At 67.0% G+C, this 25096-nt stretch carries 19 protein-coding genes and 1 tRNA gene; 7 read left to right on the top strand and 13 right to left on the bottom strand.

From position 1 onward, the window contains the following. Positions 1 to 139 precede the first annotated feature (139 nt). A complete protein-coding gene (locus tag AC5Y4S_RS18370) occupies positions 140 to 1627 on the top strand; it encodes a PE family protein (protein WP_500034114.1) in 1488 nt (495 codons plus the stop codon). A 79-nt stretch (positions 1628 to 1706) separates the two neighbouring features. Here AC5Y4S_RS18370 and AC5Y4S_RS18365 read toward each other — a convergent pair whose 3' ends face one another. The 5 genes from AC5Y4S_RS18365 to AC5Y4S_RS18345 form a co-directional block, all read right to left on the bottom strand. Continuing rightward, positions 1707 to 4253: an excinuclease ABC subunit UvrA gene (locus tag AC5Y4S_RS18365; protein ID WP_500034113.1), complete on the bottom strand. Its 2547-nt coding sequence runs from the start codon at positions 4251 to 4253 to the stop codon at positions 1707 to 1709. A 275-nt stretch (positions 4254 to 4528) separates the two neighbouring features. After that, on the bottom strand, positions 4529 to 5110 hold the full coding sequence (locus AC5Y4S_RS18360; protein ID WP_500034112.1) for a type 1 glutamine amidotransferase domain-containing protein: 582 nt from the start codon (positions 5108 to 5110) through the stop codon (positions 4529 to 4531). A 107-nt stretch (positions 5111 to 5217) separates the two neighbouring features. After that, entirely contained in the window at positions 5218 to 6399 is a 1182-nt protein-coding gene (locus AC5Y4S_RS18355; RefSeq protein WP_500034111.1) for a low temperature requirement protein A, read from the bottom strand. 313 nt (positions 6400 to 6712) lie between these two features. Next, the gene (locus tag AC5Y4S_RS18350; RefSeq protein ID WP_500034110.1) at positions 6713 to 8026 is read right to left on the bottom strand and encodes an NtaA/DmoA family FMN-dependent monooxygenase; all 1314 of its coding nucleotides are present in this window, start codon (positions 8024 to 8026) and stop codon (positions 6713 to 6715) included. 384 nt (positions 8027 to 8410) lie between these two features. Further along, complete coding sequence (locus AC5Y4S_RS18345) at positions 8411 to 9706, bottom strand: cytochrome P450 (RefSeq protein WP_500034109.1); 1296 nt, start codon at positions 9704 to 9706, stop codon at positions 8411 to 8413. A gap of 256 nt (positions 9707 to 9962) precedes the next feature. Here AC5Y4S_RS18345 and AC5Y4S_RS18340 point away from each other — a divergent pair, with 256 nt between their 5' ends. Then, positions 9963 to 11243 (top strand): ABC1 kinase family protein, encoded by a 1281-nt coding sequence (locus tag AC5Y4S_RS18340; protein WP_500034108.1) that lies wholly within the window; start codon positions 9963 to 9965, stop codon positions 11241 to 11243. 235 nt (positions 11244 to 11478) lie between these two features. Here the strand turns inward: AC5Y4S_RS18340 and AC5Y4S_RS18335 are convergent. Beyond that, a tRNA-Ile gene (locus tag AC5Y4S_RS18335) sits at positions 11479 to 11552 on the bottom strand. 841 nt (positions 11553 to 12393) lie between these two features. On the opposite strand from AC5Y4S_RS18335, the gene AC5Y4S_RS18330 reads away from it, so the two are divergent. Then, complete coding sequence (locus tag AC5Y4S_RS18330) at positions 12394 to 12600, top strand: hypothetical protein (RefSeq protein WP_500034107.1); 207 nt, start codon at positions 12394 to 12396, stop codon at positions 12598 to 12600. Positions 12601 to 12662: 62 nt separating this feature from the next. Here the strand turns inward: AC5Y4S_RS18330 and AC5Y4S_RS18325 are convergent, their stop codons facing one another. From AC5Y4S_RS18325 to AC5Y4S_RS18315, 3 genes are read right to left on the bottom strand one after another with little or no spacing between them, the layout of a single operon-like run. After that, positions 12663 to 13490 (bottom strand): carboxymuconolactone decarboxylase family protein, encoded by an 828-nt coding sequence (locus tag AC5Y4S_RS18325; RefSeq protein WP_500034106.1) that lies wholly within the window; start codon positions 13488 to 13490, stop codon positions 12663 to 12665. Positions 13491 to 13500: 10 nt separating this feature from the next. Continuing rightward, positions 13501 to 14874, bottom strand: coding sequence for a metallopeptidase TldD-related protein (locus tag AC5Y4S_RS18320; protein WP_500034105.1), 1374 nt, complete (start codon positions 14872 to 14874; stop codon positions 13501 to 13503). Beyond that, entirely contained in the window at positions 14871 to 16388 is a 1518-nt protein-coding gene (locus AC5Y4S_RS18315) for a TldD/PmbA family protein (protein WP_500034104.1), read from the bottom strand. Before AC5Y4S_RS18315 ends, AC5Y4S_RS18320 begins: the two co-directional genes overlap by 4 nt. Before the next feature lie 74 nt (positions 16389 to 16462). Between AC5Y4S_RS18315 and AC5Y4S_RS18310 the strand changes: the two genes are divergently transcribed. The 4 genes from AC5Y4S_RS18310 to AC5Y4S_RS18295 all read left to right on the top strand — a co-directional run bounded on the left by AC5Y4S_RS18310 (position 16463) and on the right by AC5Y4S_RS18295 (position 20524). Further along, positions 16463 to 17332: a carbohydrate ABC transporter permease gene (locus AC5Y4S_RS18310; RefSeq protein ID WP_500034607.1), complete on the top strand. Its 870-nt coding sequence runs from the start codon at positions 16463 to 16465 to the stop codon at positions 17330 to 17332. Then, on the top strand, positions 17319 to 18143 hold the full coding sequence (locus AC5Y4S_RS18305; protein WP_500034103.1) for a carbohydrate ABC transporter permease: 825 nt from the start codon (positions 17319 to 17321) through the stop codon (positions 18141 to 18143). Before AC5Y4S_RS18310 ends, AC5Y4S_RS18305 begins: the two co-directional genes overlap by 14 nt. Continuing rightward, a complete protein-coding gene (locus tag AC5Y4S_RS18300) occupies positions 18140 to 19480 on the top strand; it encodes an ABC transporter substrate-binding protein (RefSeq protein ID WP_500034102.1) in 1341 nt (446 codons plus the stop codon). Before AC5Y4S_RS18305 ends, AC5Y4S_RS18300 begins: the two co-directional genes overlap by 4 nt. Before the next feature lie 78 nt (positions 19481 to 19558). Next, entirely contained in the window at positions 19559 to 20524 is a 966-nt protein-coding gene (locus tag AC5Y4S_RS18295) for an SPFH domain-containing protein (protein ID WP_500034101.1), read from the top strand. Between the two features lie 54 nt (positions 20525 to 20578). Here the strand turns inward: AC5Y4S_RS18295 and AC5Y4S_RS18290 are convergent, their stop codons facing one another. Genes AC5Y4S_RS18290 through ddaH form a run of 4 tightly spaced genes read right to left on the bottom strand, consistent with a single transcriptional unit; the run spans position 20579 to position 24991 of the window. Continuing rightward, entirely contained in the window at positions 20579 to 21457 is an 879-nt protein-coding gene (locus AC5Y4S_RS18290; RefSeq protein ID WP_500034100.1) for a universal stress protein, read from the bottom strand. Further along, positions 21454 to 22887 carry an amino acid permease gene (locus AC5Y4S_RS18285; RefSeq protein ID WP_500034099.1) on the bottom strand — a complete coding sequence of 478 codons (1434 nt, stop codon included), beginning with the start codon at positions 22885 to 22887 and terminating at the stop codon, positions 21454 to 21456. Before AC5Y4S_RS18285 ends, AC5Y4S_RS18290 begins: the two co-directional genes overlap by 4 nt. 29 nt (positions 22888 to 22916) lie before the next feature. Beyond that, positions 22917 to 24152, bottom strand: coding sequence for an ornithine--oxo-acid transaminase (gene rocD, locus AC5Y4S_RS18280; protein WP_500034098.1), 1236 nt, complete (start codon positions 24150 to 24152; stop codon positions 22917 to 22919). Further along, positions 24149 to 24991, bottom strand: a complete 843-nt coding sequence (ddaH, locus tag AC5Y4S_RS18275) for a dimethylargininase (RefSeq protein WP_500034097.1) — start codon at positions 24989 to 24991, stop codon at positions 24149 to 24151. The genes rocD and ddaH overlap by 4 nt, the downstream gene beginning before the upstream one ends. Positions 24992 to 25096: the final 105 nt, after the last annotated feature.

The following is a 25096-nucleotide window of genomic DNA, read 5'->3' as shown; positions in this document are numbered from 1 at the left end:
CGCAATAAGTAGATCTGTAGTTATGAAAATTGCATTTTTCGCTACTATATGGCTGTAACGCGTTATAGTTCGGGTATGTAAGTAACCACCGAACGGGCCAGGGGATGGGTCCGCAGGGGATGAGCCTCGGGAGGTAACGGTGTCGTTCCTGATCGCAGCACCGCAGATAATCAAAGATGCCGCAACGGATTTGGCGAATATTCGTTCGGCGATCGGTTCCGCCAACAACACGGCCGCGGCCGCGACAACGGCTGTACTGCCTGCGGCCGCCGACGAGGTATCAGACCGGATCGCTGCCCTGTTTTCCCAGTATGCGGCGGAGTTCCACCAGCTCAGCACGCAGGCGGAGGCGTTTCACGAGCAGTTCGTGCAGGCTGTGACCGCGGGCGCTAACACGTATGCGGCGGCCGAGGCCAACGTCGTCCCGACCCTGGCGACTGCACTGAATACGCCCGCCCAGGCATTGCCCGGGCTGGAGGCCGGCCTTAGCGGCGGGCTTTCCGGGCTGGGGGCCCAGGTGAATACGGCGTTGTCGGGCAGCTTTGGTGGTGGGCTATCCGCGCTTCCTGGGCTGGTGCTGAATGGAATACCTGCGCCTACCCAGGCATCGTTGGTGGCTGCCACACATGCGCCAGTCAACGTGTTGGAGCAATTCGCGCAGGCCCAGATCGGCTTCAACACAACATTAGTCAACGGTGAGTTCGGCTTAAACACCTCCATGGTCGCCAACGAGATGGGCATAGAGCAGGCGGTCTTCGGCACCAATAACGCGTTGAACGGCGCGGTCAACAACGTTTTCAACTGCTGCAACATGATGGTGGGCACCGGTGAGCAGACCGTCAACAGCCTGCTGGGTGCGCAGGTACCTGCGAACATCAACCTGACTTCCAGCCTGTTGATTGGTGGCCCAACCCTGACTGGTGGCGGCGAGGTCGGTGGCCTGTTGGGTGCCCTCGATCAGGGACTGATGTTCGAGCTCAATATGGGCGGCTTGGTCACCGGCGCCATGACTGGCAATGGGGCGATGCAGGCGGCGTTCAGTACGGTGATCAACGGGACGCCGTTGCAGGCGATGGTGAGCGGGCTTCCGGTGTCGGCGGCGGCGTGGTCGGCGACCTCGCCGGGCGGTATGTTCCAGCAATTTGTGCAAGCCCAGATCGGCTTCACCAACAACCTGGTCCACAGCGAGTTGGCATTCAACCATTCCCTGATCACCAACGAGATGGGCTTAGAGCAGGCCGTCTTTGGCACCAACCATGCGCTCAACGGCGTGGTCAACGACGTCTACAACTTCTGGAATCTGATGCTGGGTACCGGTGAGCAGACTGCCAACAGTCTCGTGGGTGCGCAGGTCCCAGCGGACTTCACCGCCAGCCTTTTGGTCGGTGACTCCTACCAAGTCATCGGCGGCGGTCAGGTCGGCGGTCTGCTGGGCGCGCTGGATCAGAAGGTGCTGTTCGACCTCAACGTGCTGGGCTTGCCAGGTCTCACACCGCCGCCGTCACCACCGCCGCCGCCACCACCGCCGCCGCCACCGCACCACTGCCCGCCTCCATGTCCGCCTCCGCCGCCATGCCCGCCTCCTCCGTGTCCACCCCCGTGCCCGCCTCCGCCCCCCTGTGACTGAGGCGGGCGGCGCGAACTCAGCGGAATGGCGGCGACGTGTTTGTCCGCTGCGGGTAGTTCCACAACAATGACTCGGTTTTTCAGCGAATAGCGAACGGCGCCAACCGTTTCGCCAGATACGGTGCCGTGCGGCTGTTTTTCGCACGTGCCACCTTCGTAGGCGGGCCCGCCGCAACGACTCGACCGCCGTCGCTGCCGGCTCCCGGTCCCAGATCGATCACCCAGTCCGCGTCCGCGACCATCCGCATGTCATGTTCGGCCACCACCACGGTATTGCCCGCGTCGACCAGGCGGTGCAGTTGGCGATCGAGCAGATCCACATCGGCGGGATGAAGCCCGGTGGTCGGCTCGTCGAGGACATAGAGGGTATGGCCTCGACGCGGTCGCTGGAGTTCGGAGGCGAGCTTGATCCGCTGGGCCTCGCCGCCTGACAGTTCAGTAGCTGGCTGTCCGAGACGGAGATATCCCAGTCCGACCTCACGCAACGTGGTCAGGCTCCGGGCCGCCTTCGTAACGTCGGCCAGAAAGTCTGAGGCCTCATCGACGGTCATCGCGAGCACGTCGGCGATCGTGCGATCGCGGTAGCGCACCTCGAGTGTCTCGTCGGAGTAACGCGCTCCTTGGCATGCCGGGCAGGTGGCGTATGTGCCCGGCAGAAACAACAATTCGACCGAGACAAAGCCCTCTCCCTGACAGGTGGGGCAGCGCCCGTCGGGCACATTGAACGAGAACCGGCCCGCTGCCCAACCGCGGCGACGCGCCTTCGAGGTGGCGGCGAATTCGTGGCGCACGGCGTCGAACAAGCCGGTGTACGTCGCCAGCGTCGAGCGCGGCGTGCGTCCGATTGGGCGCTGGTCAACGGATACCAGCCGATTGATCTTCTCGACACCTTCGGCCGTCACGCCGAGGCTGGCGTCGTGATCGAGATCGACGATCTCGGTGTCAGTTTCGTCGCCGTCGGTTTCGGTCGGCTCGACGGCACGTCCCGTGCCGAGATGGCTGTTCACGACGTCGCCGAGGACCTTGACGACGAGCGTCGACTTGCCGGAGCCGGACACTCCGGTGACCGCGGTGTACACACCGAGTGGCAGGTCCACGTCGAGGTCTCGCAAATTGTGAAAGCAGATCCCGCGCAGCCGCAGGCGCCCGGACGGCGTGCGGGGTTGACGAGAGGGCGGTCTGGCCTCCTCGAAGAGGTACTTGCGAGTGACCGATCCGTCGATATCGGCGAGACCCGGCACCGGCCCGCTGTAGAGCACATTGCCGCCAAGCTCTCCCGCCCCGGGTCCGACGTCGACGATCCAGTCGGCGCGGCGCACCACGTCCATATCGTGCTCGACCACGAATAGCGAATTCCCCGCGCGCCGCAGGCGATCGAGCACGTCGAGTAGCGGTTCGGCGTCCGCGGGGTGCAGTCCGGCCGACGGCTCGTCGAGCACATAGAGCACACCGAACAAGCCCGCGCGCAGCTGGGTGGCCAGCCGCAACCGCTGCAACTCGCCGGGTGACACCGTCGGAGTGCGGCGACTCAACGTCAGATAGCCAAGGCCGAGATCGATGAGTACCTGTAGGCGCGCGACGAGGTCGGCGGCGATCATCGTGGCCACTTCCGTCAACTCACCGGATTGCGTTGACTCGAACGCGGCGGCGGCATCGGTCCGAGAAGCCGTCGGGCGCAACGCGTCAGCGAGGGCAGCCAACGGCATTCCCGCGTAATCGGCGATGGTGCGCCCGGCGAATGTCACCCTCAGCGCCTCGGGCCGCAGCCCGGAACCGTCGCATACGGGGCATTCGACGGTGTCGACGAATTGCAGTACGCGGCGTCGCATCATCGCGCTGTGGGAGTTGGCCAACGTGTGGCGGACATGGCGTTCGGCGCTGGAGAACGTCCCGTTGTAGTAATAGTCGGCCTGAACGGGGTGCTGGCTCGGATCGATTTCGACCGTGGGCTGCTCATCGGTGAACAGGATCCAATTACGTTGGCGCTTAGGGAGTTTTCGCCAGGGCTTGTCGATGTCGTACCCCAGCGTGACCAGGATGTCGCGTAGGTTTTGTCCCTGCCACGCGCCCGGCCATGCGGCGACGGCGCCTTCGCGGATGGTCAGTGAAGGGTCTGGTACCAGTGTCTCTTCGGTCACCCGATGGATTCGTCCCAACCCGTGGCATTCGGGGCACGCCCCAACCGCGGTGTTCGGGGAGAACGCGTCGGAGTCCAGTCGTTCGGTGGCTCCCGGCGGGTAAGTTCCGGCGCGGGAGAACAGCATCCTCAGCAGGTTCGACAGGGTGGTGACGGTGCCGACGGTCGACCGCGACGTCGCCGAACCCCGTCGCTGCTGCAATGCGACGGCGGGAGGTAGCCCCGTGATGTCGTCTACCTTCGGCGCGCCGGCTGGCAGTAGCAGGCGACGCGCGTACGGGGCGACCGACTCGAAGTAGCGGCGCTGAGCCTCGGCATAGATGGTCCCGAAGGCCAACGACGATTTGCCGGACCCGGAGATCCCGGTGAACGCGACCAGGGCATCACGCGGCGCTACGACGTCGACACCCCGTAGATTGTGGACCCGCGTCCCGTAAACGCGCACGCACGAGTCGATTTCGTCCGCGCGTCGATCGGACATTCCTGTCATCGTGCTGAGACGAATACCCGCGCTGCAGCCGCGCAAGCATGAAAGTTTGCTGCTCAATCTCGCAGCGCGCCTACGGGCACCGAGGGAATGGAGCCGCATCCGTCCAGCCGGCCAAGACTAGGAGCTTCTAGTTCTTGATGGAGATCCGTCTGCGTAGGGGCGACGCCAGTGCCGCCGCGGCCGCGCTGGTTAGTGCCGCCGCCGAGGGCTTCGGTGACCAACGTAAGGCGGACACGGCCCAGCCGAGCGGCTTGTCGAGCTGCGGATCCGAGCCGTTATGGTTCGTGACCGTCCGCGATTGATCCGTCGACTCGGCGAAGATGTCGAGGGTCGCCGGGAGAAACGCCCGCCCTCATGTCCTGGGGCCCCCGACTGGTGAGGAGGTTGCGATCACGCACGACCTCGCGGTCAAGCCAGGTGGCGCCGGCGTTCACCAAGTCGTCCCGGATGCCCGGCCACGAGGTCAGGGCGCGCCCAGTGAGCAATCCTGCCGACGCGAGCACCCACGGACCGTGACACAACGTGGCGATTGGCTTGCCGGCGTGATCGAACGCACGGACAAAGTCCCGGGCAGCCGCCGACTGCCGCAGCAGATCGGGGTTGATGAAGCCGCCCGGAAGCAGCAGTCCGTCGTAGGCGCCAGGGTCGGCGTCGGTGACGACCTTGTCCACGCCGACCCGGCTGGCCGGCATATGCAAATTCACTCCGCGGATGCGGCCGCGGCGCAGCGATACGATATCCACCTTGGCGCCGGCCAATTGCAATGCACGCAAAGGAATTACCAGCTCCACCTTCTCGAAGCCGTCGGCGGCCAGCGCTGCGATTTTTCGCCCGGAAAGGCGTCGTGCCTGTGACATCAGGCTCTCCTGTCGGTTATGGCGCTCGAAGCGCCGATTTACCTCTGCCGTCGGCTGGCTGCTCAACCGACCCGCGGACGCGGCCGCTCGCGTGAGCGGCGCCGCCCTCAACGCGCTTGTCCTGCTACGGCCGGACCGATCCGCGGGCGCCGCCACAATTCCCAGACCAAACGGCACACCCCGATGCCGGCGAGCAGGCCGAGCGCTGCGAGGGCGGGCATGTGCAACAACGCAGGCAGGGCCGCCGCCGCGGCTGCTCCGGTAACGGCGCGGTCGGCTGGGGCCTGCCGGTGGTCACGCCATCGGTAGGCGACGTCAGCGAAGTAGAACAGTGCCACGCCGCCGGCCAGTGCAATCGCGGACAGCAACGGCAGGGTGACGGTGGCGTGCTCGATAGCGGCGTGCGCTCCGACGGCGAACAGCATGATGCCGGCGACGAGGGGTAGATGCAGGTAGCTGTAGGCATCACGGGCAAGATGGGCCCGTTCTATACCGGTGGCCTGCTCTAGCCGCTGCCGCGCTCCGGACGTCAAACCGAAGTAGGTCCACCAGAACGTGGCCATGACGGCCACACCCAGCACCAGAGCAGCGATGACCTCCCATCGGTCGAGATCCCTTGCGGCTCCGCCCAATTCCACTACCACCTCGCCGAGCGCGATGATGATGATCGAGCCGTGACGCGAGACGAAGTAGGACGGTGAGACGCGGAAGCCGCCGAGGCCGAGCGCGGCCGGTGCGCCGTAGTCGATCACCGCCGCGGCTACCCACAGCAGCTCGCGGCCGGGCGAGTCAACGAAGGCGGCGGCCACGATGCACGCGGGGGCGGCGACGAACGCCGGCGCTATTCGACGGGTGCCCTCCCGCAACGCGGGGTCCTCGTGCGAAGAAAGGGCGACGAACTTCACCACGTGGATCGACCGAACCACCAGCAGGCCGATCGCGAAGACCAGCGCACCCGACCCGAAAGCTGCGGGAAGTGCCGCTGCGGCGACGAGCATCGCGGCCATCGCAGCGATGACCACCGCTTGGTGCCACACGTTGGTCGTGTCGAACGTGTTGATGAGCCACGTGTAACCCGCCCAGGCCCACCACACCGCAAGCAGCGCCAGGGCGGCCCGGCCGAAACCCCTTGGCGAAAGGTCGTGCAGGACAAGCAGCGTGACCTGCGACATGGCGAAAGTGAATACGAGATCAAAGAACAGCTCGAGGTTGCCCTCGGAGCGTGGGCCCCCGCGGTGGATCGAGTTCTCGTCGTCCTCCCCCACGGCGTCACTCCCCCTTTCGTGCATCGGCGCGCTCCGAGCATTCTTCGGATCCTGGGCGCACAACAGACGTCGAGCCGCTCCGTCCACACCGCTCAGCGCCCCCACCCGGAGTAACCCGAAAAACCCGGATCAATCCGGAATATCCGCCAACCGTCATCGATTGGTTCCGCCGACCACATCGTCGGACACGTGTTTACCGGTGCCTCTTAACCTGTCAGGCGAAAGTGCCCGGCGAAGTTGGGCCTGCGGGTCCGGTTCGTGCCACCGGCGACTGCTCGATCTGACCCTTCGGGCCAGGTCCGCTTCGTGTCGATCGCGACGAGTTCTAAGGAAGACGCTATTTCGCCGGCCGTTCAAGCCCAAGGTGATCGCGCAGTGTGGGCCCGGCGTATTCGGTGCGGAATCGGCCGCGGCGCTGCAGGATGGGAACGACATGATCGACGAACGTCGTAAGTTCGTGCGGCAATGTCGATCCCATGATGGTGAACCCGTCGACTGCTCCTGCGTCCTGCCACGCGGTCACATGGCCGGCCAGCTGCTCCGGCGTGCCGATGAAATGCGTCTGTCCCGCCAGTCCGCCAGTCACCTGCTTGGCGATCTCCCTCAACGAGGCCTCCGGCCGCGCGCGCGAGGCTGCAAACAGCTGCTCGGCGCGGCTTGACGGCGCCGACCGCTCGGCCCAGAGTTCGGCGGGCAGCGGAGCATCGGGATCGAAGCGGTCCGGGTCAAGTCCCGCTGTGTAAAGAGTGTTCTGCCAACGAAACTCGGGGTTCTCCAGGTCTTCGAGGCGCTGTGCGCGCGCTCGAGCCTCGGCTTCGGTGCCGCCGAGTGTGATCATCAATGCGGGCAGCACCAGCACCTGATCGGGCTTTCGGCCTAGGGCCGCGGCCTGTTCGTGAAGGTTGGCTCGGAAAGCGACCGCCGCCTCAAGTGAGGGCGGTCCGGAGAAGACCACTTCGGCGTATCGCGCGGCAAGCCCGACACCTGCGGCAGACTGCCCCGCTTGAACGAGTACCGGATGCCCCTGCGGGCTGCGCGGAAATGGCTGGATGCCCTCGACGTCGTAGTACTTGCCGTGAAAGCGCGGCGCATGCAACTTGGCGCGGTCTGCCCACACGCCGCGGTCGCGGTCGCCGATGACCGCGTCGTCCTCCCAGCTGTCCCACACGTGGGTGACGGCGTCGACGAACTCGTGGGCCTGCGCGTAGCGGTCGGCGTGCTCGGGATGGAATCGCTCGCCGAACGCGGCGGCGGCCAGCGGAGTGACGGTGGTGACGATGTTCCACCCGGCGCGGCCACCGCTGAGGTGATCCAGCGTCGCGAAGCGGCGAGCCAGCTCCCACGGCTTGCTGTAGGTCGTCGAGCCGGTCCCGATCAGCCCGATGTGTTCGGTGACTGCTGCCTGCGCCGAGAGTACCGCTATCGGGTCGAACTGCGTCTGAGGCAGGTACGTAGCGCGATATTCGGCGATGGCAATGTTGTCGGCCAAGAAGATCGAGTCCATCAGACCGCGTTCCGCGATGCGCGCGATGTCCGTGTAATAGGACAGGCCCAGGACATTGCGTACATCGCCGTCGACGACACGCCACGCGGCCTCGTGATAGCCGTTCGGCCAGATGAAAGCGTTGAAGTGCAGAGACGGCGAGCTCACAGGTTCGACTCCTTCGTGCGAGTGAATGTTTCCGAGGGAGGCGTCGTGGCGATATCAGTCAGTCAACGCACGGTCACAGCCCTCGGCATTCTGCTGAGGCAACACGGCCGGAGGTTGAAATAGTCCTTCGCCGACAACGCACGCCGATGTCCTCAACCCGCACTTGCTCGCGTACATCGCCTCCTAACCCGGCAGGGTGGCGTGGGCAAGTACGTACAGGACGACGACCTGTTATCCCTCAATCGAATTCGCCGCGCAGTCGCAAACTCGCGGCTGTGATGGCCATGGCGAGCAAGGGAGTGCCGCTGCCGCCACCGGTCGCGGCGGAGCTGTGAGCGCAGCGAAGGGGGGGTTCGAGACTCGCGACCGCGAGCGGCATCGCGCCTAAGCGGCCACGTCCAGGCTCGTGAGCCCGCGCAGCACCGGACTCTCCCGGTACACCGGCCTGTCCTCCACGAGCGAGAGCCCCGGAAAGCGCTGCGTCAGCGCGTCGAACGCGAGCCGGGCCTCGAGCCGCGCGAGCGGCGCCCCGAGGCAGAAGTGCGCGCCGAACCCGAACGCGAGGTGCGGGTTTGGGTCGCGCGCGAGGTCGAGCTGGTCGGGGTCCTCGAACCGGTCGGGGTCGTGGTTCGCCGCGCCGATGCTCACCAGAACGAGCGAACCCTCCGGGATGACATGGTCATCGATCGCGACGTCTTCAAGCGCGACACGCACCGTCGCCTGCACGGGCCCGTCGTAACGGAGCAGCTCTTCGATCGCGGTCGGGAGCAGCGCGGCCTCGTTGCAGAGTCGGTGCCACTGATCGGGCTCGCGCAACAGGGCGAGCGTGCCGTTGCCGATCAGGTTGGTCGTTGTCTCGTGGCCGGCGAGCAGCAGCAGGTTGCCGGTCGCGAGCAGCTCGGCGTCGGTGAGAGCGTCGCGCTCCTCCTGGGCCGCGATCATCGCGCTGATCAGGTCCTCGCGCGGGGCGCGGCGGCGGGCAGCGATGATGTCGGCGAGGTAGTCGAAGATCTGGCGCGCCGCCTCGGCGCCGGTCGCACGCCCCTCCGCGCTCGGCGACGCGAAGCCGTTGATCATCGCGCTGGACCACTGACGGAACTGACGGTGGTCCTCCGCCGGGACGCCGAGCAGCTCAGCGATCACAATCGCCGGGAGCGGCTCGGCGAGGTCGTGGATCAGGTCGAAGGTCCCCTTGGCCTGTGCTTCGTCGGCCAGCTCGCCGACGATCGCCTCGATGTGGCCGCGCAGCGCTTCGATGCGCTTGGGCGTGAAGGCCTTGTTGACGAGCTTGCGCACGCGCGTGTGGTCGGGCGCGTCCATGGTCAGCATCGAGCGCATGCCGGTCGCGTTCTGGCGCAAGAACTCCGGCATGCGGTCGAGGTTGTCGCGCATGAGCGGCGCGCGCAGCCGTTCGACTGAAAAGCGCGGGTCGCGCAACGCCGAGTGGACGTCGCGGTAGCGCGTGAGCATCCACGCGCCGGGTCCGGCGTAATTCGGGACCGGCACCTCGAGCACGGGCCGCACGGTGCGAATCACGGAGTAAATCGGGTAGGGGTTTTCGAGCGAGCCGGCGCTGCGCAGCGGCAGGAACAGGTCGAAGTCAGCGGAGCCGTTAGGAGAAGGAAGAGGTGACGACCGGTCGCGAGAGGGCGCCGAGCGCTGCCAGACACGAGACGTCATGGCGGGGTCCTCTGGGCGAGCACAGTGTTGAGAATGACCGACTGACCGGCCACAATAACACCGTGCCCACGATCGCCTCAAGCGCGCGCGTCGCGTTCCACGAGGCCCGCCAGTCCCCCCTGGCCGCGCGTCGCCCGGAAGCTCTGGACCTCTCGCGAGGCAGGGATCGCGAAGGGCACCCCCTATCTCGACTTCGATAGCAAAGGCGCGCAGCAGCTTCGTGATCCGACACTTTCGAGTCGTCCGAGTCCTGCGCGTGTCACTCGCGGTCGTGCGCGTCCTACCCCGGTACCTGCTGCTCCTGGCGCGCGATCGCACCGCGCTGTGGGCTACGAACGACGCCGATTGGCAGCGCGCGCACCGCGCGGCGGCCCGCGAGATCAAGCGCGTCGCGCTCTCGCTGGCCGGCGCCTTCACGAAGGCCGCCCAGATCCAGGGCGCACGGGCCGACTTCTTGCCAGCGCCCTTCATCGAGGAACTGAGCCAGTTCCACGACGCAGTGCCGCCGCGCCCCTTCGAGACGCTGCGGCCGCTCGTCGAGCGCGACCTCGGCCGCCCGCTCGACGAGGTCTTCGCGACGATCGACCGCCGGGCCCTCGCCGCCGCTTCGTTGGCGCAGGTGCACCGCGCGACGCTGCGCGACGGCAGTCAGGTCGTCCTGAAGATCCGCTATCCCGAGATCCCGAGGATCATTCCGCTCGACCTCGGCATGCTGCGCCGCGTCGTCGGGATCGTCATGCTCGTGCAGCGGCGCATCGACCTGCGAGCGCTCGTCACCGAGACGACGCGCTTCATCGAGTTCGAGCTCGACTTCCGGCGCGAGGCACGCTCGACCGAGCGGCTCGCGAAGAACCTCGCTGACGTCCCCTTCGTGGTCGTCCCCCGCGTCCATCCGGAGCTGTGCGGCGACAACGTGATCGTGCTCGAGTACCTGGAGGGTATCCAGGTCGCGCGCACGAAAGAGCTTGTCGCGGCGGGCCACAAGCTCGCGGAAATCGCGCGCAGGGTCGGCGCACTCTACGGCACGATGATCTTTGAGCAGGGCTTCTTCCACGGCGATCCGCACCCCGGGAACCTGCTGATTCTGCCCGACGCCCGGATCGGCCTCCTCGATTTCGGCTTGGCCAAGGAGCTACCACCAGGATTCGCGCGGCTCGTCGCGACGATGATGGTGTCTTCGATGATCGGTGACTCGCGATCCGCGTTCGCCGCAGCCGAGCAGCTCGGCTTCGATGTCGCCTCGATGAAACCCGACAACCTGCGCACGCTGATGCTGATGACGATCGGCGACAGCGACACCGAGGCCGGCTTCTTCGAGATCCTGGGCGAGACGAGCCTGCGCAAGATCCCGGAGGACTTCGCGCTCGTCGGGCGCACGCTGATCCTGCTGAACGGGCTCTCGCACCGGCTCGCTCCCGGGCGCCGGCTGATCCAGGCCGAGCTGCTGAAGCACCTCGCCGCGGGCGCGGCCCGCACGGACAGCGACGAGCCGGTCCCATTGGCCAGCTCGGATAATTCGGCCCGCAAGCCCGCGTGATCCTGAGGGACGGCGGTATCCATGGCCACGGCGTTGGTCGCTGTTCGGATAATGAAATGCCCGCGTGTGCAACTAAAGTGCGCGACCGTACCCACGGTGGCACGCCGCGCTTAACTCCCTCATTCCAGAGTGTCAAGGATCAGCCGAAGTAACTGTCAACCATCAGCCGAAACACTGTCAGGCATCACCCGAAGCCAAAATGTCAACCATCAGCCGAGCTCATACAGCTTTACGGTGGGGCGGGCGGGGCTCGAACCCGCGACCAACGGATTATGAGTCCGCGGCTCTAACCAACTGAGCTACCGCCCCCGGTCGAGTTGAGGTGCGAGGATCACACTAGCGCTCCTCGTTGCCCAGCGGCCGTGTGGTGGGTCGCGCCGGCGCGCGCCCGCGAACGCTGGCGTCATCGACGGCGAAGGCCATCGGGACCCGGCCAAATGTTGCGGATTGTTTCGGCGCCCTCACAACAGCGCCGTTAGCGAGGTGAGCCGCCGACAGTTTGCGCAAAAGAAGTGCGCGTGCGGACGGGCCGCGCCGCAGCAAAGGCGTTTACACGTGGCTACGAGTCGCACCTGTAGGCATCGCGTGGCCGTCGACGGCCATCACGCGTCGACTACGGGTTGCGGGTCTCCCTACAAAAGCTCGTAAACAACTTGTGTTGCAGCGACTCTGGCTGTTGAAGTTACTGGCAAGAACGACCTAGCCGGGCCCGATTGCCACTTACCAGCCGACTTGTGAACAATGCTTGGCGGCGCGGTTTTTGTGCCGCTAACGCGAACTTAACGCGGTGCGGCAATCGCAGTGGGCCGTGACCGGAACATGGGTGCCGCGTTGCCTTCGTGCAGGTCAGAGGCGGATCGCAGTTGGCGCCGGCTTCCGGCGGGCGACGGTGATCTGCCGCTTTGCCTCGACGAGACCCAATTCGCGGCTTCGATTGCATGCCAACGACTTACGGTTGAACACCACGCCCGAATCCAACGCGCACGAAAACCAATAGCGATTTACTCGACGGCCAACCGATTGAAACAAAAGAGTATTTTTCATTTACTTCCCCGTTACCTTGCTGGGCGCCCAGTGGTGATTCCCGGGCGCACACTCCGACTAATGCGCGCATTACCAACAGTCAAAGAAGCCTGAGAGGAAATTGCGAATGAGTAGAACTACAGCCGACTGTCCTCGACGCCTTGGCGCGCGAGCCGCCTTCGCGGCGCTCGCGATCGCGGCCATGGCTGCGGCACCGGTGGTGGCGATCACCGAGGCAACGCACCCGGCCAAGACCACGATCAGCGCCGACCCCAACGACATCGACTACTACAACGTTGGCGAAGCCGGCGCCGGCGGCGGAGGCGGCGGCTAGACCGCAGCTCCAACCGACCGAGGTGCCGTGCACGCCGCGGCACCTTGGCCGCATGTCGGCCGTCAGCTGAAGACCGTCTGCCCGTCGGCGTCGAGCAAGTATCGCTCGGTTCCCTCCTCGACCCGCGGGGCGTCGGCGCCCAGCGACACCGCGACTTTATTGCTGGCATTGCGCATGACGTCGAAGGTGAGCTCGACGGCCTCGGCCTCGGAAAACCCGGAGCGCACCTCGGCGACAACGTCGGCGACGAGGTGCGCAGGCGTCCAAATTAACCCATCGGTATAGCGCAGCGCTGCTTTAGCGCGCGGGGTCAGCACCGGCGAGTCCTCGTAGCGTTCGATGTCGCCGTACAGCGACTCGGATGCCCCGGCGTCCAGCGCCGTGCTCTCACGCAGCGATTTGCACAGCCGGCAGTTGTGCTGCGCGGCGCCCCGCAGCCGGACCAGCTCGGAGGTGACCGGGTCCAGCGCGCGCATCCGGGCCACGGCGGGCAGGAACTCGTTGAACACCAAATCCGACGGCTCGGTAGCGCGGTCCCACGTGATCGGACCGTTCACCCAGCCGAGGTGTTCCGTACCGACGCCCAACGCCTCCAGCCCGGCCCGCACGCGCGGAACGAAGTCGGCGATGTACATCTGCGTCACCACGCTAAAGGTGTTGTCGCCCAGCTGCTTCCACAATCGAGATCGCTGTTCGCCGGTGATCGCCGAGACGTCGGCGCTGAACTGCTCGGCGAACTCGGCAACGACGGCCTCCGCCTCCGACGCCGGCTCGGAAACCTCGACCGCGGCGGGCAATGGCGGCAACGACATCGTCTGCGCGCACACCCGCCGTACCAGGCCCGTCATGCGCCCGTCGCCCGGGGACAGGGCCACCAACCGCGTCAGCATTTCTCACACGCTACTGCGCTTGGCTCACCGAAGACATATAGAAATCCGGTATCCGCAGCGACGGCATGGCCGCCCGGGTCGCCCAGTCACCCCATTCTCGCGGCAGCGTCTTTTCGCTCACGCCCGCCTCGCTGGCCCGCCGCAGTAGGTCCAGCGGGCTCTCGTTGAACCGGAAGTTGTTGACCGCCGCGGTCACCTCGCCGTCCTCGATCAGGTAGACGCCGTCGCGGGTGAGCCCGGTGAGCAGCAGCGTGGTCGGGTCGACCTCGCGGATGTACCACAGGGTGGTCAACAGCAGGCCGCGCTCGGTGGCCGCGATCATGTCGGCTTGCTCCGCCGACCCGCCGGTCATCACCAAATTGTCGGCGGCGACGGCGACCTTGGCGTCGAACTTCTCGGCCGTGGCTCGTGGGTAGGCCAGGGCGTTGATAACGCCGTTGCGGATCCAGTCCACCTGGGCGATCTCCATGCCGTTGTCGAACACCGACATCGTCTCCGAGGAGGCGCTCACCGCGACGAACGGGGTGCACGCCAGCCCCGGCGCCATCGGGTCGGAGAACAGCGTGAGTGGCAGATCGGTGAGCCGCTCCCCCACCCGCGTCCCCCCGCCGGGCGCGGATAACGCCGTGCGTCCCTCTTGCGCGCCGCGGCCGGCCATCGACCAGGCCAGGTAGATCATCATGTCGGCCACCGTCGACGGCGGCATGATCGTTTCGTAGCGGCCGGCGGGCAGGGCGACGCTGCGCTTGGCCCAATCAAGCCTCGTCGAGAGTTGCTCGAGCAGCGAATCGGTGGGCAGATCAACAAAGTCGGCGGTGCCGATGCCCGCCCAGGCGCTGGCGTCGCCGCGTTTGGCGTTGATCTCCAGCGCCCCGGTCGGCTGGGTGTAGCGCCGGCGCAGGCCGGTCGACGACGCGAGGAATGTCGTCGAAACACTGTGGTGCGCAAAACCATACAATCGATCGGCGCCGAGGAAACCCCGGCTCAGCGACTCGGCGACGTCGGAGAACACCAGGGGGCCGGTGCCCGGCACCGGTGCGTCCCAATCGGCGGGCACCCCGCTATCGGCCAGCAGCGGCGCGGCGTCACCGGCCTCCGGCGCCGAGCGGGCCGCCTCCTGGGACGCCGCGACCAGCCCCGGAATCACCCGCGGGTCGACCTCGGCGGAGACCACGGTGCCGATGTGTGCGCTGTCGCCTTGCCGCACAATGGAAATCACGGCGATGCTGCGGTTGACCGAAACCCCGTTGGTGGTCATGGAATTGCCCGCCCAGCGCAGCGTGGCCTCGACCCTGTCGCTGACCAGCACCATGGTCTCGCTGGCGCCGCCGAGCTTGGCCGCCTCGTCCAGAACGATGTTGACGACGTGCTGCGGGGTGATCATCGGGTGCCCTCGCTGACGGTGTTGAGCACGTTCACCCCGCGGAAAAGCGCCGACGGACAGCCGTGGCTGACCGGGGCGACCTGCCCGGGCTGCGCCTTGCCGCAGTTGAACGCGCCGCCCAGCCGCCAGGTCGACGCACCACCCACGGCTTCCAGCGAATTCCAGAAATCGGTGGTCGTCGCCTGGTAGGCGACGTCACGCAGCTGGCCGTCCAACCGGCCGTCGCGGATGCGGAAGAACCGCTGCCCGGTGAACTGAAAGTTGTAGCGCTGCATGTCGATTGACCACGACTTGTCGCCGACGATATAGATGCCGTCCTCGACGCGGCCGATCAGATCGGCCGTGCTGATGTCGTCGGGAGCGGGCTGCAGCGACACGTTGGCCATCCGCTGGATGGGCACGTGATGCGGCGAGTCGGCGTACGAGCACCCGTTGGAGCGCGACTGCCCAAGCCGGGGGGCGAACACCCGGTCGAGCTGGTAGCCGACGAAGATCCCGTCGCGCACCAGATCCCAGCTTTGCGCGGCCACTCCCTCGTCGTCGTAGCCGATGCTGGCCAGGCCGTGTTCGACGGTGCGGTCGGCGGTCACGTTCATCACCGGGGAGCCGTAGCGCATGGTGCCGAGCTTGTCGGGGGTGGCGAACGACGTTCCGGCGTAGGCGGCCTCGTAGCCGATCGCGCGGTCGTATTCGGTTGCGTGGCCGATGGATTCGTGGATGGTCAGCCACAGGTTGGTGGGGTCGATCACCAAATCCGTCGGCCCCGCGGTGACGCTGGGCGCCTTGACCTTCTCGGCGAGCAGCGACGGCAGCTGCGCCAGCTCGTCGGTCCAGTTCCACACCTCGTCGCCGGCCAGCGCTTCCCAGCCGCGTCCCATCGGCGGGGCCAGCGTGCGCATCGAGTCGAAGCTGCCGGCGGCGGCGTCGACGGTCACCGCCTCCAGCGACGGCAGCACCCGCACCCGCTGCTGGGTGATCGACGATCCGAAGGTGTCAGCGTAGAACGTCTGCTCCTTGACGGCGGTCAGGCCCGCCGACACGTGGTCGATGCCGTCGGCGCCCAGCAGGCGCCCGGAGTACTCCTCCAGCACGGCGATCTTGTCGGGACCGGGGATCTCGAACGGGTCGATCCGGTAGTTCGACACCCAGGTGGCATCGGTGTACACCGGCTCCTCCGCGAGCTCGACACGCTCTTTGTTCAGCATCGCCAGCGTGGTGGCCACGTGCACGGCGCGGCGCGCGGTCTCGGCCGCGACGGCCGGCGCCAACTCCGCGTGGGAGGCGAATCCCCAGGTGCCGTCGACGATCACCCGCACCGCCAGGCCCACCTCGCGGCTGACCACCGCGGTCTCCAGTTCGCCGTCGCGCAGCTGGATGATCTCGCTGCTCAGGCGGTGAAGCCGCAGGTCGGCGTGGCTGGCCCCGGCCGCCTTGGCCGCCGACAGCGCGGCTTCGGCGAGCTCGTGGCGCGGCAGGTCCAGGAAGTCGGGATCGATCCCCCGGTTCAAAGTCACCGCACCACCGTAACGACCGCTCACCCCGAACGACGCCTGCGCCCGCTTTAATTACCTGCATGGCCAGCGCTGTGCTGAGGAAACAGCCGCGATCCACCGCGCTGGGCTACGCGCTGCTGGCACCCAGCCTATTCGGTGTGATCGCCTTTCTGTTGCTGCCCATCCTCGTGGTGATCTGGCTCAGCCTCTACCGGTGGGACCTGCTGGGCCCGCTGCGCTATGTGGGGCTGGCCAACTGGCGGTCGGTGCTGACGGACTCCGGCTTCGCCAACTCGTTGGTCGTCACCGCCGTCTTCGTCGCGATCGTGGTTCCCGCGCAGACGGTCCTCGGTCTGCTGGCCGCCTCCATGCTCGCCCGCCAACTCCCCGGGACCGGGCTGTTCCGCACGGTGTACGTGCTGCCCTGGATCTGCGCGCCGCTGGCGATCGCGGTGCTCTGGCGCTGGATCCTGGCTCCCACCGACGGCGCCGTCAGCGCCGTACTGGGCCACAGCATCGGGTGGCTGTCCGACCCCAGCTTCGCGCTGCCGCTGGTGTCGGCCGTCGTGGTGTGGACCAACGTCGGGTATGTCTCGCTGTCGTTCCTGGCGGGCCTGTTGGCCATCCCCGACGACATCCACGCGGCCGCGCGCACCGACGGCGCCAACGCGTGGCAACGGTTCTGGCGCATCACCCTGCCCATGCTTCGTCCGACGATGTTTTTCGTCCTGGTGACCGGGATTGTCAGCACCGCACAGGTTTTCGACATGGTGTACGCCCTGACCGGCGGCGGCCCGGGCAACAGCACCGACCTGGTGGCGCACCGCATCTACGCCGAGGCGTTCGGGGCGGCGGCGATCGGGCGGGCATCGGTGATGGCGGTGGTGCTGTTCGTCATCCTGATCGGGGTCACCGTCGTGCAGCACCTCTACTTCCGGCGGCGGATCAGCTATGACCTCGTCTAGCCGCCTCTTCAACGTTGCCATCTACGCCGGCCTGACGGTGGGTGCGCTGATCACGTTGGCGCCGTTCGCCCTTGGATTGCTGACCTCCTTCACCTCGGCACACCAGTTCGCCACCGGCACGCCGCTACAACTGCCGCGGCCGCCCACGCTGGCCAACTACTCCGATCTGGGCGGCGCCGGGTTCGGCCGGGCGGCGGCGGTGACCGCGCTGATGACGGCGGTGATCCTGGTGGGCCAGCTGACGTTTTCGGTGCTGGCCGGATACGCGTTCGCGCGCCTGCATTTCCCCGGGCGCGACGCGCTGTTCTGGGTCTACATCGCCACGCTGATGGTGCCGGGAACGGTCACGGTGGTGCCGATGTATCTGATGATGGCGCAGCTGGGCCTGCGCAACACGTTCTGGGCGTTGGTGCTGCCGTTCATGTTCGGCTCGCCGTACGCGATTTTCTTGCTGCGCGAGCACTTTCGCATCATCCCGAACGACTTGATCAACGCCGCGCGCCTCGACGGGGCCAACACCCTGGACGTGATCGTGCACGTGGTGATCCCCGCCAGCCGCCCGGTGCTGGCCGCCTTGACGTTGATCACGGTGGTGTCGCAATGGAACAACTTCATGTGGCCGCTGGTGATCACCAGCGGGCACAAGTGGCGGGTGCTCACCGTGGCGACGGCAGATCTGCAGTCGCGGTTCAACTCTCAGTGGACGTTGGTGATGGCCGCGACGACGCTCGCGATCGTCCCGCTGATCGCGCTGTTCGTCGGCTTCCAACGCCACATCGTCGCGTCGATTGTCGTTTCGGGGCTCAAATGACGAGGCCCCGCTCATCGACACTCGTCGCGGGGGCCCTGGCCCTGGTGGCGGCGCTGCTGGCCGCGATGGCCGTGCTGTTGGACTATTCCGCCGAACCGCACGGCGGCAAGATCGTCGTCAAGGTGCGCGTCTGGGCCGACCAGATCGCCGCGGCGTATCAGCAGTCGTTCGCGGAGTTCAATCGCACGCATCGCGACATCGAGGTCCGCACCAACATCGTCGCGTATTCGACGTACTTCAACACGCTGCGCACCGACGTCGCGGGCGGCAGCGCCGACGACATCTTCTGGGTGTCCAACGCGTACCTCGCCGCCTACGCCGACGACGGCCGGTTGCTCGACGTCGGCCAGATGCTGGGCCCAAATGCGACCGCCGACTGGGATCCGGCGGTGGTCGAGCAGTTCACCCGCGGCGGCGTGCTGTGGGGTGTGCCGCAGCTGACCGACGGCGGAATCGCGCTGTATTACAACGCCGACCTGCTCGCGGCGGCCGGAGTCGATCCCGCCCAACTCGACGGCTTGCGGTGGAGCCCCAACGGCGACGGCGACACGCTGCGCCCCCTGCTGTCCCGGCTGACCCTCGACACCGACGGAAATGCCGCAGGCACAGCGCGTTTCGACGCCGGACGGGTCCGGCAGTGGGGATACAACGCGGCCAACGACCCCCAGGGTATCTACCTGAACTACATCGGCTCGGCGGGTGGGGTGTTCCAGCGCGGCGACGAGTTCGCCTTCGACAACCCAGCGGCGGTGTCGGCCTTCCGGTATCTGGTCCGTCTCATCAATGACGACCACGTCGCGCCGCCGGCCTCCGACACCAACGACAACGGCGACTTCTCCCGCAATCAGTTCCTGGCGGGCAAGATGGCGCTCTTCCAGTCCGGCACCTACAACCTGAAACCGGTCGCCCGCGATGCGCGCTTCCACTGGGGTGTGGCGATGATGCCGGCGGGTCCCGCCGGCCGCGTGAGTGTCACCAACGGCATTGCCGCGGCGGGCAATTCGGCGACCAAGCACCCGGATGCGGTGCGCCAGGTGCTGGCCTGGATGGGCAGCCGGGAGGGCAACGCCTACCTGGGCCGCGACGGCGCCGCCATTCCGGCGGTGCTCTCGGCCCAGCCGGTCTACTTCGACCACTGGGCCACCGAGGGCATCGACGTCCGGCCGTTCTTCTCGGTGCTGAAGGGCCCCCGCATCCCCGCGCCGGGCGGCGCCGGCTTCGCCGCGGGATACACCGCCCTGCAAAGCTATTTCGACGAAATGTTCTTGGGTCGAGGCGATGTCGCCGCCACCCTGCGTAAGGCTCAGGCGGCCGCCAACGCCGCCGCGCAGCGCTAGCCGCGTGTCCCGCGAAAGCGTTCACAGGCCCGTCGACGGGCGGTACGCTGACGCGACCTGCAACAAGGAGAGGATGTCATGCCCGGGTGGTGGATTATTGCGATCCTGTTTTTCCTGGTGGCGGCCGTGGCTTTCGTCGCGAGCCTGTTCCTCGGCGCGGGGACGAGGCCGACCTGGTGGGGCATCACCGCGGCGGCTGCGTTGTTCGGCGTGGTGTTCACCCTTATCAGCGCCTATGACCGGGTGGACACGCGCAACGTCGGCATCATCACCGAGTTCGGCAAGCCGGTGGGCGTGCACGGCGCCGGGATCGTGTGGCATGCGCCGTGGCGCAAGGTGAGTGAGCTGTCGGAGGCGATCCAGTTGCAGGCGTTCGAGTCGAACAGCTTCGACGACGCCAGCCAGGGCAGGGGCGCCAACAACAACCCGGCCGCGATCAATGTGCGGCTGGCCAACAACTCCAACGCCTACGTCGACGAGAACCTGAACTGGCGGCTGCGCGAGGGCGCGGCCCCGAAGCTGTTCCAGGATTACGGCGGCGCCAACGTGTTCCAGACGATCAAGGAGCAGTTGGTGGACCGGCAAGCGCAGGTGGCGTTGTCGAAGGTGTTCGCCACGTTCAACCCGCAGGTGATGCTGGCGGCGGCGGCGAACGCGCCGGGCGCGTCGGCGCAGATGACCGCACCCGCCCAGGGCGCGGACTTGCCGGCGATGGCCGCGCAGGTCAAAAAGGACCTGCAGGACGCCGTGGGCACCGAGATCGAGATCCTCGACGTGCGGATCCCGCGGATCTTCTACGACCAGCCCACCCAGCAGCGCATCGACGCCTACAACCAGAAGGTGCAGGAAACGATCAACGCCCAGCAGGACGTCAAGACCGCGGAGCAGAACCGGTTGGCCGCCGAGCAGCGCGCCAACCAGCCCCCACCGGATCTGCGGATCGCGATCTTCAACTGCCTCAATGATCAGGTGAAGAACGGGCGCGACCCGGCCGGCTGCTGGGGCCAGATCGGCGGCCAGCCGTTGGTGCAGGTGCCGCGCTAGTGTCCGTGAGCCAAGTCGCCGCGAGCGTCACGCTGGCGTGACGCTCGGCAGCTCCTAGCCGGGCAGCACCAGCACCGGCACCGGGCTCTCGCGGATGATCTTGGCGCTGCGGGAACCGAGGAAAACCCGGCGGATTTCGTCGCGCGGTCGCGTCCCGAGCGCCAGGATGTCGCCGTCGTGCCAGTCCGCGTTGCCCAGCGCCTCGTTCCAGTCGTGGCCGGTAACCACTTGCAGCGCAACGTCTTCGCCGACCACCCCGTCGGTCTTCAGGCTCGCCAGGATCTCGCGCGCCTGCGCGGCCCACGCCTCGAGGATCTCGTCCTCGACGCCCAATCCGACCTCGGGCGGATACATCGTCTTGCCGCGGACGGCGAAGGTCATCACCCGCAGCGGTACCCCGAACCGCTGCGCGGTCTCGGCACAGCGCCGCACCACCTCGACCGCGTCGGGGGTGGCGGCGTAGGCGCAGGTGATCCGCGTCAATCCGCCTGTGTGCGCGCGATATCCGCGGGGGCTGATGGCGACCGGCACCGTCGACGCGTGCAGCAGCCAGTCGGCAGTGGTACCGATGACGACCAGACCCGGTCCCCCGCTGGGCAGCGACCCCAGCACGACGACTTCGCCGCCGACTTCCTCGACCACCTCGATCAGTCCCGCCGACACCGAGCGGTGCGCGCGATGCAGGTAGGTGACGTCGATCCCGTCGCACAGATGGTGCAGGAAGCGCGCGGCCTCCTCCGCTGAGTCCGTCGCCAAATGCTCGGCCCACTGCTCGTATTCGGCGTCGACGCGGGCCAGTGACGGTATCAGCCACGGCTTGGGCACGATGGTCGCCACGGTGAGCGACGTCCCGAGCGTCCGCGCGGCGCGGACGGCCAGGTGCAGACCCGACAGCCCGACTTCGCCGGCCCGGTAACCGGCGACCACGGTCACGGCGTTTCCTCCTCGTTGAGGGCACTGTGGTGGCGGCCCCAGACGAAGTAGAAGATCAGCGCCACCGCAATCCATCCGGAGAACGCGATCCACGTGTACCAGTGCAGGCTGACCAGGATGTAGCCGCAGGCCAACACCGAAAGGGCCGGCGTGACAGGATAACCCGGCACCTTGAACGCCCGCGGCAGGTCGGGTTCGCGCACGCGCAGGATGATGACGCCGACGGAGACGACGATGAACGCCGTCAGGGTGCCGATGGACACCATGTCGGTCAGCTTGTCGAGCGGCACGAAGGCGGCCAGGCACCCCGCGGCCGCCGCGACGATCACCGTGTTGCTCACCGGGGTCATGGTCCGCGCATTCACCGTGGCGAACCGCGACGGCAGCAGCCCGTCGCGGCCCATGGCGAACAGGATGCGCGTCATGCCGTACATCGTCACCAACGTGACCGAGAAGATCGAGATTACGGCGCCAGCGGCCAGAATTGTGCTGGCCCAACGGCCGTGGGTGACGTTGTCGAGGATCGTGGCCAGCCCCGCCTCCTGCTGGGCGGCGAAGTCGCGCCACGACTGGGTGCCGAGCGCGGCCAGCGCGACAAGCACGTAGACGGTAGTGACGGTCGCCAGCGCCGCGAGGATGGCGCGCGGCATGGTCTTCTGCGGATCCTTCACCTCGTCACCGGCCGTCGAGACCGCGTCGAGGCCGATGTACGAGAAGAAGATGGTGCCGGCCGCCGAGCCGATGCCGGCGACGCCGAACGGGGCGAAGTCCTTGAGCCGGCCGAGGTCGAAGGCCGTGAACGCCAGGATGACGAACATAATCAACACGCCGAGCTTGGTGAGCACCATGACGGTGTTGACCTTGGCCGACTCGCTGGCACCGCGGACCAGCAGCAGCGCGCACATCACGATCAGGATGATCGCCGGCAGGTTCACGACGCCCGGTTCCGAGTCCCAGGGCGCCGCCGACAGCGCGTGCGGCAGTTGGAATCCGAACACGTTGTGCAGCAGCTTGTTCAGGTAGCCACTCCAGGTGACCGAGACGGCGGCCGTTGACACCCCGTACTCCAGCAGCAGGCACGCCGCGACGCCCATCGCGACGGCCTCGCCCAGCGTGGTGTACGCGTAGGAATAGGCCGACCCCGAAACCGGCACCGCCGCAGCCAATTCGGCGTAGCAGATGGCCGCCAGCCCGGCGGCGATGCCCGCGATGAGAAACGAGACGATCACGCCGGGGCCGGCCTCGGGCACCGCCTGGGACATGACGAAGAAGATGCCGGTGCCGATCGTGGAGCCGACCCCGAACATGGTGAGCTGGAAAGTGCCGATGCTGCGCTTGAGGTGATCCGCGGCCCCGCGCGCGGCGTGGGCGCCGACGACGGGACGGCGCCGCAGCATTTGGTCCGTCAGGCTGATCGAGCTGGATGGCACGTGCGCCCCCTGTTGCGTGGATCAGCTGATTATGCGCGAGCCTCCCGCAATGCCGCAGCGAACTGGTCAATCGCCCAGTCGATCTCCTGGCGGGTGATCACCAGCGGCGGCGCGAATCGCAGCGTCGAGCCGTGGGTGTCCTTCACCAGGACGCCGCGCCGGGCCAGCCGCAGGCTCATTTCCTTGCCGGTGCCGAGCGTGGGTTCGATGTCGACGCCGGCCCACAGCCCCAGGCCCCGCACCGCGATCACACCGTGACCGATCAGCCCCCGCAGCCGGCGGTGCAGGTGCGCACCCAATTGGGCCGACCGGGCCTGGAATTCGCCACGCGCCAGCATCGAGACGACCGTGGTGCCGATCGCCGCCGCGAGTGGGTTGCCGCCGAAGGTCGAGCCGTGTTCGCCGGGGCGCAGCACGCCGAGGATGTCGCGGTCGGCGACGACCGCGGACAGGGGCACCACTCCGCCGCCCAGCGCCTTACCGAGCAGGTAGACGTCCGGCACGACGCCCCACCGGTCGCAGGCGAACGTGTAGCCGGTGCGGGCCAGCCCCGACTGGATCTCGTCGGCGATCATCAGCACGTTGTGCTCGCTGCACAGCGCGCGGACCATCGACAGGTAATCGTCGGGCGGGACGACGATGCCCGCCTCGCCCTGGACGGGCTCGAGCAGCACGGCCACCGTGTCGTCGTCGATCGCCCGGGCCAGCGCCGCGGCGTCGCCGAACGGCACCGAACGGAATCCCGGGGTGAAGGGCCCGAACCCGTCGCGCGCCGTCGGGTCGGACGAGAAGCTGACGATGCTGATCGTGCGGCCGTGGAAGTTGTTGTCCGCCACGATGATATTGGCCTGTCCCGCGGCGACGCCCTTGACCTCGGCGCCCCATTTGCGGGCGACCTTTAGCCCGCTCTCCACGGCTTCGGCGCCCGAGTTCATCGGCAGCACCATGTCCTTGCCGCACAGTCCGGCGAGCGCGGCGCAGAACGGCCCGAGCGTGTCGGAGTGGAACGCGCGGCTCACCAACGTGACGGTGTCCAGTTGCGCGTGGGCGGTCTCGGTGATCTCGGGGTGGCGGTGACCGAAGTTGACCGCCGAGTAGGCGGCCAGGAAATCCAGGTAGCGACGGCCTTCGACGTCGGTGATCCATGCGCCCTCTGCGCTTGCCGCGACGACGGGCAGCGGCGAATAGTTATGCGCCGCATACCTTTCGACCAGCCCGATCGCCGCGTCGGTTCCGTGGGCGGTCCGGGCGTCGAGAATCGTCATGGGAATACCTCCAATGTGCAGCATTTGACGGAGCCGCCGCCCTTGAGCAATTCGGACAAATCCACCCCGACCGGCTCGAAGCCGGCCTCCCGCAGTTGTGTGGCGAAACCGGTTGCCGCCGAAGGCAGCACAACGTTGCGGCCGTCGGAGACGACGTTGAGCCCGAGCACGTAGGCGTCGGCGCTTCCCACGACGATCGCGTCCGGAAAGAGTGTGCGCAGCCGATCTTGCGCCGCCGCGCTAAATGCCGGTGGATAGAACGCGATCGTGTCGTCGTCGAGCACTGCCAGCGCGGTGTCGAGATGGTAGAAGCGCGGGTCCACCAGCTCCAGCGAGACGACCGGAACGCCCAGCGCCGCGGCGATTTCCGGGTGCGCGCGCCGGTCGGTCCGAAACCCATAGCCCGCCAACACCGTATCGCCGACCATCAGCAGGTCGCCCTGTCCCTCGTTGACGTGGCGGGTGGCCACCGGCCGATAACCCAGCGACGCCATCCATTCGGAATAGGCGCGAGACTCGCCGGCACGCTCGGCGAACCGAAACCTGGCGACGATGGCGATGTCGCGGGCGATGAACCCGCCGTTGGCGGCGTAGACCATGTCCGGGAGACCGGGCACGGGTCCGATCACGTCCACGTGGTGGCCCAGCCGCAGGTACGTCTGGCGCAGGGCGTCCCACTGCGCCCGGACGAGGTGGGCGTCGACGGGTGTGCCGACGTCCATCCAGGGGTTGATCGCGTATTCCACGGCGAAGAAGTCGGGCCGGGTCATCGCGTAGCGGCGGGTCCGGGACTCGCGCCATGTCGCGGACGAGGGTGCGGCGAGGTACGAATCCGTCATAAATCAACGGTATTTGCGCCGCTCGAAACAAGCAAACGACGTTTCTTGCGTGTTTATAATCGATTTGTTGCGCCAAAGCGCGTGTCACGGCGATTCGTTAAGGAG

The organism is Mycobacterium sp. NGS64, from assembly GCF_059812245.1.
This window is presented reverse-complemented; position numbering and strand designations above follow the sequence as displayed.